Below are 15,456 nucleotides of genomic sequence, written 5' to 3' on the forward strand. Positions count from 1 at the left end.
TTATTGAACCTGTTGAACCTGCTCTTTGAAAGCGTCCTGCTGTCATCGTGAATTCACCTGAGCCACCCGCCGCGCCGCAGCCGCCTCGTCCGTCCCGTCGTCGTCTCCGCCTGGCCTGGCGACCCGTTGCCCTGGGGTTGGGGCTGGTCGCACTGGCAGGTGGCGTGGGCGGAACGCTGTGGGTGCGAAGTTTTTTGCGAAACGATCTGGCTCCGCTGCTGTCTACTACCCTGAGTGAGACGATCAACCGCCCCGTCCAGGTGGGGCCGCTGCAAGGCATTGCGCTCAACTGGCGCGGACAGGGCGAAATTGTGTTTGGCGAATCAGTCTTGCCGCCGACGGAGACCGATGGCGATCGCGCCACGGTGCAGCAAGTCCGCGCCCGGTTTAACCTGCTGGATCTGCTCCAGCGGCGGCTGGGGCTGGTGCTAACGCTCCGCAACCCCGACATTTTTCTTGACCAGACCGACGACGGCAAGTGGATCGCCATCGAGCTTGCCGAGCGCGAGGAAGAAGCCCCGCTGAAGGTCGAGCTGCGCCAGCTTTTGATCGAAGACGGCACAGTGACGGTGGCTCCCTCCGCGCAGTTGATGATCGAAGCCGAAAAGCCAGGGGTGCGCCCCGATTCGGATCTGTCGGTGCGGATGGAGCAGGTCAGCGGCGAAGTGAATCTGGAGTCGATTGAAATTGCCGATGCCAGCGGCGCTCCGCTAGAAGGGCAAAATATTCGCTTTGATGTCAACGGCAACCCCGTTCGGGGCGGAGCGCTGCGGCTGCGCGGCGAAGGCGTGACCGTGCCCGATTTTCAGATGAATCTGGTAGTGCAGTCGGATGGCGTGGCGGTGCAGGATGTGGGGGCGCTGCTGGCGATGCCCGTGGCGCTGGAGTCAGGGCAGATGTTTTCTAACCTGGAACTGCGGTTTGCTGATGAGACGGTGGCAGGATTCAACGGCACGGCGCGGTTTGCCGATGTAGATTTGGCGATCGCCAATGTGCCCAAGCGCATTACCCAGGCCGGGGCCCAACTGCGGTTTCGCAATCGGCTAATCACCATCGAAGAGGGGCGCGTCACCTACGGCACGATTCCGGTTGAAGTCGAAGGAACCTACGACCTGCGTGAGGGCTACAACCTGTCCACTCGCGTCCGCAACGTGGATTTTCGCCAGATCGAAGAAACGGCAGATGTGACGACTCCGATTACCCTCGCTGGGGCCTTTGATGCCGATGTGACGGTGACGGGGCCGCCTGATGGGCCGATTGTGGCGGGCACGGTTCGCAGCAGTCGCCCCCTGCTAATTGACAAAGTTGCCATTGATCGCCTTAGCACCCGCTTTTCGCTGGTGAATGAGCGGGTTGATTTGACAGATCTGGTGGCACAGCTTGCGGGCGGTGGCGTGGTGACGGGAGGCGGCGTGCTGGGGCTGGGCCAGGAGGCGACGGTGCAGGCGCGGGTGCAGGCGCGCAACCTGCCCGCCGATGCCCTGGCGCGAACCTACGGCGCAACGCTGCCGCCAGAAATCGTGCTGGGACGGGTTAATGCAACCGCGCAGGTAGAGGGGCCGTCCAATGCACTCCGCACGGCGATTCAATGGCAGGCGGCGGAGGCGACCTACCCAGCGCGGGGGGAACTGCTGATTGCGGGCGAGAATCTGCGGCTGCAAAACACGACGCTGGAGGTCGCGGGCGGGCGCGTGAGTGCGGAGGGCGACCTGGTGGGCGATCGCTGGCAGGCCGTGGTGCGGAGCCAGGGGGTGGGGCTGCGGTCGTTTTCGCCGGAACTGGCGGGCACACTGGATGGCACGGTGCGGCTGGCGGGCACGCTGGCCGATCCGACGCTGGCAGGCATTCGGGCAGAGGGCGATGTGCGGCTGTCGCAGGGCGTGTCGCTGCTGACGGGGCCGCTGACGGCAGACTTTCGCTGGCTGGGCGATCGCCTCGTGCTGGATCGGGCGGCGGCTCCGGGCTTCCGCGCCAATGGCACGGTCTTTGCCCGAACCAGCGGCAACACGCCAGAAATCTCTAGCTTTGATCTGGCGCTAGAGGTGCAAGATTTTGACCTGAATCGGCTGCCAGTGACCCTGCCGCCCCAGGTGCGTGTGGCTGGGCGGACGGACTTTTCCGGTCGGGTGTCGGGCACGCCTGCCGCGCCGGCTGTGAACGGACTGCTGGCGCTCAACGGGCTGGCCATTAACCAGCGCCAGTTTGATCCGCGCCTGGCCGGGCCGGTGCAGTTTGCGATGGGTCAGGGCGTGCGGGCTGACCTGACGGGCCGCCGCGATCAGATTTCGCTGGATCTGGATGGCGACTATCTGCCGCGCTCGTTTTTGCTGGTGCATGACGGGGCACGGGCAGAGGGCACCCGGCGGAATCGCACGCTGGTCACCACATTAGAAAACCTGCCCCTCGACTGGCTTGCCCTCACCCCGGCTGCCGACCTGGGGCTGGGCCCGGTGACGGGAACCGTATCTGTCAATGCGGACGTAAACCTGGACACCTACGCCACCGAGGGCAGCTTTACGGTCGATCGCCCTGGCATTGGCTACCTGTTTGCCGACCAGTTCAGCGGGCGCATCACCTACCGCAACGATCGAATCGAGCTAGAGGACGGGCTGCTGGCGCTGGCATTGCCCACCGAGCGACCACCCCTGGAACAGCCCTACAGCACGGTCGCAGTGAACGGCAGCGCGACGCTGGGCAACGATCCGCAGTTTGAGGCGACCTTGAAAACCGACAATGCCCGCATTCAGGACGTGCTAAATACCCTGCGCTGGTATGACTTCGACGATGTGGCGCGGGGGCTGCGGCAGCCACCGACGGCCCGCTCCGCCGACCTGGACACGGTGCCTGTGCAAACGGGCGATCGCCCCATTTATCAGCAACTCCAGCGCTATTCCGAAATTCTGGCGCTGCTGGATCTTCAGAAACAGCAGGACGAAGCCGCCAATCCCCTGCCTCGGCTGGCGGAACTGCAAGGCAACTTTGCAGCCACGCTCAACCTGTCTGGCTCAGTGCAGTCGGGCGTGACCGCAGACTTCAACCTGGAGGGAGAAAACTGGCAATGGGGCGAGTTTAACGCGCAGGAGGTGATTGCCCAGGGTACGCTCCAGGATGGGGTTCTGGAACTACTGCCCCTGCGGCTGGGGTCTGACGATGCCTTCCTCAGCTTCAACGGGCAGTTTGGCGCAGACGAGATTTCGGGCCAGCTTCAGGCGCAGGAAGTGGATATCACGCCGCTTCAGGACATCGTGCGGCTGCCCATCAGCATCACGGGTCGGGTGAATGGTAATGCCTTTTTGCTGGGCAGCCTGGGCGACCCGGAGGTGCGCGGCGAGGTAAACTTGTCCGATGCCAAAATTCAGCAGCAGTCGGTTCAAGGTGTCCGAGCGCTATTCAGCTACGACGATGCGCGAGCGCGAATTATTGGGCAAATGAGCGTCAACGAAACAGAACCCCTGCGCCTGCGGGCCGATATTCCCTACGCCTTCGACTTTATGGAAATCGAACCCGACAGCAACGAAATTGCCATCAATGTAAACGTTAAAAACGAAGGGCTGGAACTGCTGAGCCTATTTACCAACCAGGTGGCCTGGGCGGGCGGCGAGGCGGATGTCAATCTGGACATTACGGGCACGCTGAACGCGCCGCTGGTGACGGGTGCGGCCGAGTTTAACGGAGCCTCGCTGAGCGCACCCGTCCTGCCAGAACCACTCACCAACATCACCGGACGCGCCCAGTTCAACGCTAGCTTTGTGGATGTAGAAGGCATTCGCGGTCAGTTTCGTCAGGGCGAAGTGGTGGCGCAGGGCATATTGCCAATTTTTGACCCAGACGATTTTCCCAGAAGCGAAACCGCCGTCAATCAGCCGCTCAGCGTCAGCCTTAATCAGGTGGTGCTAAACCTGAAGGGTCTATACAGCGGCGGCGTTGATGGCGCAGTGCAAATTACGGGCACTGCCCTTGCGCCTGTCCTTGGCGGCGACATTGCGCTCACCAACGGTCGAGTCCAGTTGCTCAGCGGCGATGCTCCACCGCCCGAAGACCCCCCCATCGACCCCAACGACATCACCATTCCACCCCGGTTTGACAACCTGCGATTGAGCTTAGGGCGCGGGCTGCGAATTACGCTCGATCCGCTGCTCGATTTTTTGGTGGCGGGCGAGCTGCGGGTCAACGGCACCGTCCGGGCCCCCCGCCCAGAGGGAGAACTGCAAGTTCGTCGGGGCGTCGTCAACCTGTTCACCACGCAGTTTAACCTGGTGCGGGGCTACAACAACACCGCCCAATTTACCCCGCAGCGGGGACTCGATCCCTACCTGCAAGTGCAGCTTTTGGCCTCTGTGCCAGAGGTGACCCGCACGCCCGTTACGACCTCTAGCGGAGCCGCTGAGATTAACGAAACCCTGGTGACAGACCTGGGCAGCCTCAGCAACGTGCGCGTCATTGCCACCGTAGACGGCTACGCCAGTGAAATGCTGGATGGATTTCTCACTGGGTCAGACACCTTTGTCCTGAGCAGCAGCCCCGCCCGCAGCGACAGCGAAATTATTGCGCTGATTGGCGGCGGTTTTGTTAATACGTTTGGGCAGGGCGACAGCACGCTGGCGATCGCCAACTTAGCCGGTTCTGCGTTCCTCCCCGGCATCCAGGGTGTCATTAGCGAAGTGCTAGGACTGTCTGATTTCCGGCTGTTCCCTACGCTGCTGCCCTCCGAAAACGCCTCCAGCACCACCCTCGAACTCGCCGCCGAAGCGGGCATCGACCTGTTTGGCACCGACCTCTCCGGCTCTGTGCTGGCCGTCCTTACTGCCGACGCGCCCGTGCAGTTCAACCTGCGCTATCGCATCAACGACCAGTTCCTGATCCGCAGCTACATTGATACCGATGGGGGAACCGGGGCGATTTTGGAGTTTGAGACGCGGTTTTAGAAGCGTTGGGCTGGGAACCCCTCATCACTCCGTCAACACATCCCGCCCGTTCGGGGTGACCAAAACGTCATCCTCAATGCGAATGCCGCGCACATCGGCAAACTCTGCCAGACGCTCCCAGTTCACCATTGCGGAATAGCGATCGCGCTTTTCTGGGTCTTGCAGCAGGGCAGGAATTTGGTAGAAGCCGGGTTCCACCGTCACCACCATGCCCGGCCGCAGGGGGCGATCGAGCCGCAAATAGCATAGCCCAAAGCGATCGCTCCTCGTTCGCCCCGGTGCATAGCCCGCGAGGTCGCCCAAATCTTCCATATCGTGGACATCCAGCCCCAAGAGATGCCCCACGCCATGCGGGAAAAACAGCGCGTGGGCATCCTGCTCGACCAGTGCGTCTGGCGCACCGCGCAAAATGCCCAGGCTCACCAGTCCTTCAGCCAGCACTCGCGCCGCCAGCAGGTGAATCTCGCGGTATTCCACGCCGGGGGCGATCGCCTCGATGCAGCGGCCGTGAGCAGCCTGCACAACGTCGTAGATATCGCGCTGGGTTGGTGAAAACTGACCCGACACAGGCCAAGTGCGCGTCATGTCGGCTGCCCAGCCCAGAGGCGTTTCAGCCCCCACATCCGCCAGCAGCAGGTCGCCCGGTTCCAGCGCGTGCCCGTAGTGGCAGTTGTGCAACACCTCCCCATGCACCGTGACGATGCTGCTGTAGGCAGGGGTCATGTCTGCCGCCAGAATTACCTGCTCCATTGCCGCCCGCACCTCGGCTTCGGTGGTGGCGGTGGCGATCGCCGCTCTGCCTGCCTCATGCGCCTGCTGCGTCACCTGGGCGGCCCGCCGCATTTCCGCCAGTGCCCACTCATCGTGGCACAGCCGCACTTGAACGATCGCCTCCGCCAGCACTCGATCTAGACCCTCAGAGTGTTTGGGGGTAGCGAGCGATCGCCCCAAGAGCCTCTCTTGCTGCTGCCGAGTGGCGCTGTCCTGCACTGCAATCGTTGCTGCGCCCGCACAATACCGCTCCAGGTCAGCCAGGGGCCGTGCGTCATCTGCGCCGATTTGTTCTGCAATCTGCGATCGCGTCGGGCCAGGCCCGTGCCACAGCACCTCGGCGGGGGTTGGCTGATCCCAAAACAGCGTCAGGTGGGAACCCTGGAGGGCGATCGCCGCATTGGGTAAGTTCAACCCCGCGAAGTACAGAAAATGGCTGCTGGCGCGAAACGGGTAGGTATTCGCCGGAAAATTGCGCGAAGGACTCTGCCCCGACCACAGCACCACAGGAACAGAAATCAGGGCTGCAAGCCTCTGTCGCCGCTGGCGCAGCGCTGCTGCAAGCGTTCGAGAAGCAGACCCAGATTCGGCTTGCAGGAATTCGGCTAGCATGGCTCAAAGACGAATAAAATACAACCTGATTCAAGCATTTTTTGAACCCAGGAGGGCGATCGCCCGCCCATAACTTACTCGCGACTGCGCTGCAAATATCGCAACACATCTTCCGGATCGGGCCGGATGATGATGCCGCGTTCTGCAACAGAGACGGCGCGGCTCCACTCAAAGCGTTCCGCATAGCGGAGCAGGTGCAGCCGATCGACCTCCTGCTGCGTATCGGCAAGAGAGCCAACTAGATAGAGGCGCAGGCGGCGACGACGGGGCAACTCGCAGGTCAGCGGCGGCAGCGAAAACTCGGTCGCCTTCGAGCATGGGGACGACCGGTTGAATTTGCAGCATTTGAGGTTTCCCCTTGTGAAGTAGGTGGAGGGAAACCCCGAAATGTTGGCCGCCCAAAGACGTGAAGCGCTGGGACAGGGCGGCCTACGATGGACGCAGCCCTGAGACAGCCCGTACTGTCGAGGGGTCAGGTGTTGGTGGGTGCTGGTGACACCTACCAACGCCGTAAGTGACTAAACGACCAAAATTTCGGGGAGAAAGCAAGCTGCTCGCACACAGCTATGGCGCAACACTATAGGGCAGAACCACAAATTGTGCATTAGCTGGGCAAAATCTCAAAGTTTTTCGTCTTAAACTCTTTGGGGCGATCGCACACCCAAAAATTCTGTACCAGCGCAGACCGAAGGCATCAAAAAAATAAGAAAGCGAGAATCCTAAAGGGCAGAACTCTCGCTGTTGCAAAGATTTAGTTGTCCTGAAGATGTCCTGAATGCGTTCTGAATCCGTCCTGAAATAACTCCTGAAACATGTCCCAAAAATACTGCTAGCCCCCAGGACAGAGGGGGCGGCATGGACACTGGGCAAAGCTTTTTGACGGGTTACTTCAAAACACCGAAGTAGTAGGCAGCCACCACAAAGTTAATGCCGAGCAGCAGCAGGGCCCATCCGGCGCGGAAGGTATAAGGGGGTTTGCTGGCGGGTTTGGTTTTAGAAGTCATAGCAATTCCTAACAGCGATAAACAGCAGAGAATCTAATCGTTCATTATTAACCACAGCGGGGGACTTGGTAACACCCTGCTTGGTAAAACGAAACATTAACTCGGCTAAAGATTTTTGACTGAGCGCAACTGGGTGAAGCGGGCGTGGCTTTGGCGCTAACGTACTTGACGCAGCATTTGTACTATGGATAATAGTGAGAACGTGTGTATTATGGCATTAAGAACGCATGTATTGTCAAAGATGGGGAACTCGGCACATGCTGCGAATCGTGATGCATGAATGCTGATGTGAACGGGTTATGGAATTGGAAAATCCATTAGGGTCTGTGATTCAAGGCTCCCTCAGCCAAGGGCTGGAGGTGCGGCTGCACGCGGATGTGTCCGTCGAAGATATGCGCGTGGGCAAGTTTCTGGTGGTTCAGGGGCGGCGATCGCGCTTCTTTTGTATGCTCACCGATGTCTCTCTGGGCACGTCCAACCCGCGCATTGTGTCCAACCCGCCCGATCCCAGCAACACGTTTTTACACGAAGTCCTGGCGGGCAGCGGCACCTATGGCACCATCAACCTGTCGCCGATGCTGATGTTCACGCCGACAGACGCACAAACTCCCCCCTCCCAAACCCAAAATCCCCAGGCCAACACCAGCGCCATCGAACTATTGCCCGTCAAGACGATTCCCAGCCACTTTAGCCAGGTGTTTGACGCGAGCGATCGCGACTTTCGCGCCGTCTTTGGCTGGGAAGACGATCCGCATCGGCGCAACTTTTCGGTGGGGCAGCCCATCGATATGGACGTGCCCATTTGCATTGACCTGGATCGGTTTGTGGAGCGCAGCAACGGCGTGTTTGGCAAGTCGGGCACGGGCAAATCTTTTCTGACGCGGCTGCTGCTGTCGGGCATCATCCGCAAGCGGGCAGCGGTAAACCTGATTTTCGACATGCACTCGGAATATGGCTGGGAGGCCACCAGCGAGGGCGGCTCCAAGTCTCGCGTGTCGATGGTGAAGGGGCTGCGGCAGTTGTTTCCCGGTCAGGTAAAAATCTTCACGCTTGATCCCCAATCGACCCAGCGGCGGGGCGTGCGCGATGCCCAGGAGCTATTCATCAGCTATGACCAGATCGAGGTGGAAGACCTGGCGTTGGTGCGCGGCGAACTGAACGTGTCGGAGGCAGCGCTGGAAAACGCGATTATTCTCCGCAACGAGTTTGGCAAGGCCTGGATTTCTCGCCTGTTGTCGATGAGCAATGAGGAAATTCAAGAGTTTTGCCAGGTGAAAATGGGCAGCCCCGCATCGATCATGGCGCTCCAGCGCAAGCTGACCCGGCTGGATGACTTGAAATATCTGCGGCCGGTGTGTCCGCATAACTATGTGAATCAAGTGCTGGAGGCGCTGGAGTCGGGCAAGCATGTGGTGGTGGAGTTTGGCTCCCAGTCCAATATGCTGTCCTATATGCTGGCGACAAACATCATTGCGCGGCGGATTCATGCCAGCTACGTGCTGAAGGCGGAGCGCTTCTTGCAGACCAAGAATCCGGGCGATCGCCCCCACCAGCTCGTCATCACCATCGAAGAGGCGCACCGCTTTCTTGATCCCGCCACCGTGCGGCAGACCATCTTTGGCACGATCGCCCGTGAAATGCGGAAGTATTTCGTAACGCTGCTGGTGGTCGATCAGCGCCCGTCGGGCATCGACAACGAGGTGATGTCGCAGATCGGCACGCGCATCACGGCCCTCTTGAATGACGAAAAAGACATCGACGCAATCTTTACGGGCGTGTCTGGCGGGCAGGCGCTGCGCTCAGTCCTGGCGAAGCTCGATTCCAAACAGCAGGCGCTCATCCTGGGACACGCCGTGCCGATGCCCGTTGTCGTCCGCACCCGCCCCTACGACGAAACTTTCTACGCCGAAATTGGCGAAACCGCCTGGGACGAAATGCCGGATGCCGCCGTGTTCCGCGTTTCCGAAGCCGCCAAAGCCGATCTAGGCTTCTGATCGCAGCGCAGCCACCTTCTCCCTCGCCCAGGCCCGCAGCGCCAATTCTGCCTCCACTTCGTCCTGCTGTGCCTGCTCCAAAAAGCGGTAGAGGTCGTCTTTTTCCACCCAGCCAAAGGTAGGGCTATGGCCCTGCTCGACATACTCGCCCGCTTGCAGTTGATAAATCCGCCACTCGCGCCCGTTGTATCGCCAAAACTCTGGCACGCCGAGGCTGGCATAGAAGCGATTCTTGTTGATGTCGGTGTGGGTGATATCGACTTCCACCACGAGGTCGGGCGGTGGGTCGGTGGCAAAGTCTACGTTGCGCCCAGCGACCTGCGGCTGATGCTGAATGTAGTAGGCGCAGTCGGGTTCTGATCCTCGATTCAGGTCTTCCCGATTCATAGTGGTGGAACCCATCGTCTTGATCTTCATGCCCAGTTCCACTACCAGAATGATGATGAAACGCTCAATCAGTCGTAGCGCAAATTCGTGATCTTCCAGTGGCATGGTAATTTCGAGCATTCCCTGGTCGTAGGTGAGACGGGCGGCGCGGCTCTGGGGCAGCGCATCCAGAATTTGCAGGTAGCCGTCCCACGTCAGCCCGTGCAGCGTGACGCGCTTTTCGCCCAGAGATGGCGGAAGGGCGATCGCCGTTTCGAGTTCACCTGTTGCCTGAGTTGCAGCATCCACCATAAAAATCACCCCATTAAAATCATCTTTTTTATCGATTGATCTACGCTGCCACCTCCAAATCCGACCCTATCCAATTAGTTCGGTTTTCCCCCCGTACTAGCCGAACCTGATCTCTCCATAAATCACTAGATGATAGGGAAACACGGTGAACATTTGTTTTGATTTCTCCGTCCTTTGTTATGTCAAAGGCTGATCTCCCAGTCTCAAAGATCCTTACGATTCTTCACCTGAAAGCGCCACCCAGCTCTCTCGCCGTTCACCCGCAAAGTTCACCCGTTTGGATGAATGCCTAGCCCTTTACGCAAGCCTAAACTTGTATTATAGTTTTCGTACAAGAGTGAACTCATAACGACTTCGCTTTTGTGGCTCATCTCTCGCTTCTTTCTCTTCTAGTTTTGCCTTTGGGCTTTTGTTATGTTGGGTTCCAACGCTACGCCCAATCTGTCAAGCGCTTTGACCATCTTGTTTGACCATTTTGACTGTTAGAAGTATCGGTCTTAAGAAAGGGTTACTACTTTTCCGAAGAATGCCGCTAGTCGTAGTAGTATCTACATTCAACTCGCGTTTAAGCTGTTTCTAAAGCTGCCCTGGGTTGGTTAAGGGGGAGTCGTCCAGAGAGACGCACCTGGGCAACGGCTTAGAGATTTCACCATTTCACCTGTTTTTGCTTCACCTGTTTTCGTCTGAGCGTCGCTTCTTTCGTTCGGATTTTCAGTTCCTAATTCGGATTTGTTTACCAGCCCTAACATTGCTCCACTGGGTTTCTCAGTGGGCACAATCAAGCCTCTCTCTGAAGCGGTTTTCTGACAAAGAAGCTGCCTCGAAAGCTGGCTCACAAGTCAGTCTCTCTCTAATCTTTCCGGGGCTGATAGAGCGTCTGACCACCCAATTTACGTTTCCTGTTCGATTCAAGATTGTTCAACGGAGTCTCGCATTCATGGCAACCGCAAACACCACAGCTAAAACCACGAAACCGCTGTTTACCGCAGATATGGTACGAACCTATCTGCACGAAATTGGTCGGGTGCCGCTGCTGACCCATGAGCAGGAGATCGTCTATGGCAAGCAGGTGCAGCAGATGATGGCACTCCTGGAGGCGAAAGAGGCTCTGGCCAACAAGCTGGAGCGGGAGCCTTCGCTGGCAGAGTGGGCAGCCGAGGTCAACCTGACGGAAGCCGAGTTGAGCCAAGCCCTGCGCGTGGGTCAGCGGGCCAAGCAAAAGATGATCGAGGCAAACCTGCGCCTGGTGGTGGCGATCGCCAAGAAGTATCAGAAGCGAAACCTAGAGTTCCTCGACCTGATTCAGGAAGGAACGCTCGGTCTGGAGCGCGGCGTGGAGAAGTTTGATCCCACGCGGGGCTACAAGTTCTCGACCTATGCGTACTGGTGGATTCGGCAGGCGATCACGCGGGCGATCGCCCAGCAGGCCCGCACCATCCGCCTACCCATCCACATTACCGAAAAGCTCAACAAGATCAAAAAGGTGCAGCGCGAGCTGACGCAAGAGCTGGGTCGTGCGCCCACGCCTGCGGACATCGCCGAAGCGCTGGAGCTAGAACCAGGACAAATCCGCGAGTTCCTGCTGATGGCGCGGCAGCCTGTGTCGCTAGATCTCAAAGTTGGCGACAACCAAGACACCGAGCTACAAGACCTGCTGGAAGACGACGGCGCATCGCCCGAAACCTTCACGGTGCAGGAGTCGCTGCGGCAAGATATCCAAAACCTACTGGCAGAGCTAACGCCCCAGCAGCGGGAAGTGCTGGTGCTGCGCTTTGGGCTGGAAGACGGCAACGAGCTATCGCTGGCAAAAGTCGGGCAGCGGATGAACATCAGCCGCGAACGGGTGCGCCAGCTTGAGCGGCAGGCGCTGGATCATTTACGTCGTCGCAAAGTCAACGTTCGTGGATATTTGGCCAGTTAATTAAACTGTCCGTTGTCCGCGTTTGTTTAACTTGCTTCATGGGATGAATAGAGGTGGAGAGGTGCATAACCCCTCCGCCTCTATTTGTTATGTGGTGATGTGGGGCTTAGAGCGGAAGATTAACTTTCTAAACGCTCTATGCCATCTCAGGGTCATCGGTTTTTTGCTGCGTTCGTGCCCCCACCTGTGGTGATTAAGATCACCCGCTTAGGTGAGCGAATCGGGTGATTTAACCCTCACTCTCGCTCTATAAAGTAAAGCCATAGCGATTCAAATTCTCTCGTAGGGTTACGCATAGCTTCTGCCATCTCATTCTCAGGCTTGATCTCAGCGTCCTGTGGGCTGGGCTAAGCTTCTTTCAAAGCTTTTGGGTTGCCTTCAAAAATGTTCAGTAGGGAACTTTTCTAAAAAGTTTTGCAATTTTTTGAAGCGGAATCTGGAATCTGAAGGTTTGGCAGTGTAGCTGTTCAGAGCAACGGTGGACGTTATCAAGCTCTCGAATTAGCCCCTTTTTCTTCAAGAGTTGTAAAGTCTATCGAAAGCGTTAAATCGAAGCTCGTAAGCTCTATATATGGAGCAAAATATAGAGCGAATTTCTAACCGTAAATCTTCTATATAATCTTTAGTTTTGTGAAGGAGGACTGCAATGCTGAGCTTGACCAACCGTTTCCCCCAAACGTCGCAGTCCTTTTGGAATCGTTTTGAAAAGCCCTTTACGGCGCTGTTTCTAACATTAGGACTGGCGGCTGCGGCACTGGCTCCGGCACATGGTCTCGAAGCATCCCGGTTGACGCAAGCAAGCGCCGAAACGGTTGCCCGTTTGGAAGGAGCGATTAGCCAGCGGTTTCCCAATGGCGTTTATTTGTATGGACAGTCGCAGCAGCCGGATCAGCTTGGCTCTGCCTACATGGTGTTTGAAGTCACCGAGAATCAAGTCGTGGGTGCGTTCTATATGCCCCATTCCTCCTTTGATTGCTTTTACGGCGAGGTGCAAGCCCAGGAATTAGCGCTAAATGTGATTGATTCCTACGAGCAGACGGTGCATCCCTACTCGGTGGCGCTTCAGAGCAATGCGTCGGTTGCGGCGACGGGCGGAGAGGCGATCGCCCCTCTGAGTTTGGAAGGGTTTCACCAACTTTCCGCGCTGAGCGAAAACGACCAGCGCATTCTCAACACCTGCAAGATTGGCTCTGAGCGGGTGAATTAGAAGAAAGAAAAAAGAAGAACGAAGAGGGAAGAATGTTTTTTCGTTCTTCGTTCTTCTCTATTCTTTTTTAAAAGACCGTTCCATCACTTTGAATCGAGATTGGAGGATCGCCACTGGGACGCAGTTCAGCGGCGATTTTTCGGCCGGCTGCCCAGGTTCCGCCTTCCAGGACTTTCACGAGCGGCAGTTCAGTGGCGCTGAGGCCGAGTTTGGCGCGGATGGCATCGGCGATTTGGTCGAGCAGAACTAGCGTGAGCGATCGCCATTCCACAATCACCTCGGAACTGGGCAGGTGCGGCCCGCGCAGTACGTCAGCGTGCTTTGGCTCCAGTAGCCCCAGATCTACGCAGAGGCCGCCGTTGCGATATTCTGCCAGCCCGGTGAGCTGGTCGAGATGGGTAATTTCTAGCCCCAAGTCTTGCAGCGGTTCTAGTAAGGAATAGGTGAGCCACTGCGACAGCTTGTGAAACGGGACGAGGTTTGACCCCGGCTCGGTGTCGGGCAGGGCGGAGTGCGGCCAGACATCGCCCAGGTTCACGCCCTCCAGGGTGATGCGGCCGGGCCAGATGTCGCCCAGCCCTTGCAAGACGGCTTGCAGCACCGTGGGCGCGGGCAACTGCTGCTCCTCAGCTTGCGCTAGGAGATAATCGACCAGGTTGCCGGGGCGCGGGGTGTGACTGCCAAAAAATTCCGGCTTTTGGGTGAGGGTGTGGCCAAGCTGTTGCAGCAGGGCGACGCGACCCGACAGCCCCACGAGTGGGTTTGCGTCCGTGACCTGGAAGCCGTGGGCCAGGTCCGTTTCGCTAAGCTGCTGGAGGGCGGTGGCCGTCGCCTGGAACGGGGCAGCGCGATCGCCCGAAAATGCACCTTCGCAAAACATCCAGAAGCTCGCCACCGCCAGCCCCTCCGACCGCTGAAAGATCTGACCGCTGCTGGCTTCCGCATAGCGCCACGCCGCGCCCGCGCCCGCATCCAGCAGCACGCTGAGGATCACCAGATCGAACTTTGCCCGCGCCTGGGCCACGGGATCAAGCCCAGCCAGCCGCGTTTGCAACTGGGTAGCGCGATCGATACCGCCGACGCTGAAGTGTCGCCAGCGGCTGTGAAACGGCACGTTCAGGTCGGGATAGTTTTCTCGCATGACCTGAAGCACATAATCAGCCGTGGGCTGGAGGCGATCGCCCCGATAGCGAAAGTGCGTTAGCTTGTCGGCGCGGGCTAGTTCAAAAAGCTGCTGAGTGCGATCGCGGATGGCCTGCGGACTCTGGAGGTAAATGGCGGTGGGCATGATGCAACCGGTAGCGGCAAATGCAGATGAGCGTTTAGCCCCATCAGCTTAACGTTTATCGCGCTAGCCAAGGATGCGAGACATCGGATTACCCTTGCAAGTGTGTCAGAATTTATAACTGCTGCTGTTCAGGACATTTGCCCATGTTGACCACTACGCCGATCGCCGATCTGCCCTTTTTGGGCGAAGAGGTTGCCGCCGACTATGACGCGGCGCGGGTTGTGATTTTGCCGATTCCCTACGAGGCGACGACGACCTATCGCAAAGGCTGTGAACACGGCCCGGCGGCGATTTTGGAAGCGTCGCATCAGGTGGAATATTACGACGAGGAGCTAGAGCGCGAGATGTGGCCCGTCGGCGTGTATACCCACGGGGCGATCGCCGATACGCGCAGCGGCCCGGTATCTGCTGAAGAAATGCTAAACGTGACGCAAGAAACCACCGCCAAGCTGATTGCGGACGGCAAGTTTGTCATCGGGCTGGGCGGCGAACACAGCATCACCACGGGCTTGGTGAAGGCCTATCACGCAGCGGCGACGGAGCCGTTTACAGTGGTGCAGATCGATGCCCACGGCGACCTCCGCCATGAATACGAAGGCTCGATCCACAACCACGCCTGCATCATGCGCCGGGTAGTAGACATGGGCATTCCCACGGTGCAGATCGGCATCCGCAGCATTTGCAAAGAAGAGGCGGATTTGATCAAAGAAAAGAACCTGGCGGTGTTTCGGGCGCGAGAAATCGCCACCCAGCCCGACTGGGCCGAGCGGGCACTGGCTGCCATCCCCACCCGCAACGTCTTTCTCACCATTGACCTGGACGGCATTGACCCGACGCTGATCCCCGGCGTGGGCACGCCCGAACCCGGCGGGCTGAACTGGTATTCGCTGCTGGGCTACTTGCGGTCGGTGTTTGAGCAGCACCACGTCCTCGGCGCAGACATTATGGAGCTTGCGCCTGTCAGCGAGTCGGTGGTGTCGGAATTTACTGCCGCCAAGCTGGCCTACAAGCTGATTGGCTATCAGGCGATCGCCCAGGGCTGGAGCTAGATACAGA

At 58.5% G+C, this 15,456-nt stretch carries 10 protein-coding genes; 5 read left to right on the forward strand and 5 right to left on the reverse strand.

Translation table 11 applies throughout. The features are described from left to right. Positions 1-47: 47 nt before the first annotated feature. Positions 48-4,925, forward strand: a complete 4,878-nt coding sequence (locus O77CONTIG1_RS07230; RefSeq protein WP_156435020.1) for a translocation/assembly module TamB — start codon at positions 48-50, stop codon at positions 4,923-4,925. A 24-nt stretch (positions 4,926-4,949) separates the two neighbouring features. Here O77CONTIG1_RS07230 and O77CONTIG1_RS07235 read toward each other — a convergent pair whose 3' ends face one another. From O77CONTIG1_RS07235 to psaX, 3 genes are all read right to left on the reverse strand, one after another. Beyond that, complete coding sequence (locus tag O77CONTIG1_RS07235) at positions 4,950-6,308, reverse strand: aminopeptidase P family protein (protein WP_084782317.1); 1,359 nt, start codon at positions 6,306-6,308, stop codon at positions 4,950-4,952. Positions 6,309-6,382: 74 nt separating this feature from the next. Continuing rightward, positions 6,383-6,814: a hypothetical protein gene (locus tag O77CONTIG1_RS24280; RefSeq protein ID WP_156435022.1), complete on the reverse strand. Its 432-nt coding sequence runs from the start codon at positions 6,812-6,814 to the stop codon at positions 6,383-6,385. 378 nt (positions 6,815-7,192) lie between these two features. Then, entirely contained in the window at positions 7,193-7,312 is a 120-nt protein-coding gene (psaX, locus tag O77CONTIG1_RS07245) for a photosystem I protein PsaX (protein WP_068509300.1), read from the reverse strand. A 299-nt stretch (positions 7,313-7,611) separates the two neighbouring features. Here psaX and O77CONTIG1_RS07250 point away from each other — a divergent pair, with 299 nt between their 5' ends. Then, complete coding sequence (locus O77CONTIG1_RS07250) at positions 7,612-9,306, forward strand: helicase HerA domain-containing protein (RefSeq protein WP_068509303.1); 1,695 nt, start codon at positions 7,612-7,614, stop codon at positions 9,304-9,306. Here O77CONTIG1_RS07250 and O77CONTIG1_RS07255 read toward each other — a convergent pair. Continuing rightward, the gene (locus O77CONTIG1_RS07255; RefSeq protein ID WP_068509307.1) at positions 9,295-9,984 is read right to left on the reverse strand and encodes a Uma2 family endonuclease; all 690 of its coding nucleotides are present in this window, start codon (positions 9,982-9,984) and stop codon (positions 9,295-9,297) included. The genes O77CONTIG1_RS07250 and O77CONTIG1_RS07255 overlap by 12 nt on opposite strands. A gap of 937 nt (positions 9,985-10,921) precedes the next feature. Between O77CONTIG1_RS07255 and O77CONTIG1_RS07260 the strand changes: the two genes are divergently transcribed. Together O77CONTIG1_RS07260 and O77CONTIG1_RS07265 are read left to right on the forward strand one after the other, a co-directional pair. Further along, positions 10,922-11,905, forward strand: coding sequence for an RNA polymerase sigma factor, RpoD/SigA family (locus tag O77CONTIG1_RS07260; RefSeq protein ID WP_068509309.1), 984 nt, complete (start codon positions 10,922-10,924; stop codon positions 11,903-11,905). 646 nt (positions 11,906-12,551) lie between these two features. Beyond that, a complete protein-coding gene (locus O77CONTIG1_RS07265) occupies positions 12,552-13,112 on the forward strand; it encodes a hypothetical protein (protein WP_068509311.1) in 561 nt (186 codons plus the stop codon). Between the two features lie 67 nt (positions 13,113-13,179). Here O77CONTIG1_RS07265 and O77CONTIG1_RS07270 read toward each other — a convergent pair whose 3' ends face one another. Further along, positions 13,180-14,400, reverse strand: a complete 1,221-nt coding sequence (locus O77CONTIG1_RS07270) for a URC4/urg3 family protein (protein ID WP_068509313.1) — start codon at positions 14,398-14,400, stop codon at positions 13,180-13,182. Between the two features lie 143 nt (positions 14,401-14,543). Between O77CONTIG1_RS07270 and speB the strand changes: the two genes are divergently transcribed. Beyond that, a complete protein-coding gene (gene speB, locus O77CONTIG1_RS07275) occupies positions 14,544-15,449 on the forward strand; it encodes an agmatinase (protein ID WP_172799642.1) in 906 nt (301 codons plus the stop codon). Positions 15,450-15,456 lie beyond the last annotated feature (7 nt).

This window comes from Leptolyngbya sp. O-77, assembly GCF_001548395.1.
Classification (GTDB): domain Bacteria; phylum Cyanobacteriota; class Cyanobacteriia; order Elainellales; family Elainellaceae; genus Thermoleptolyngbya.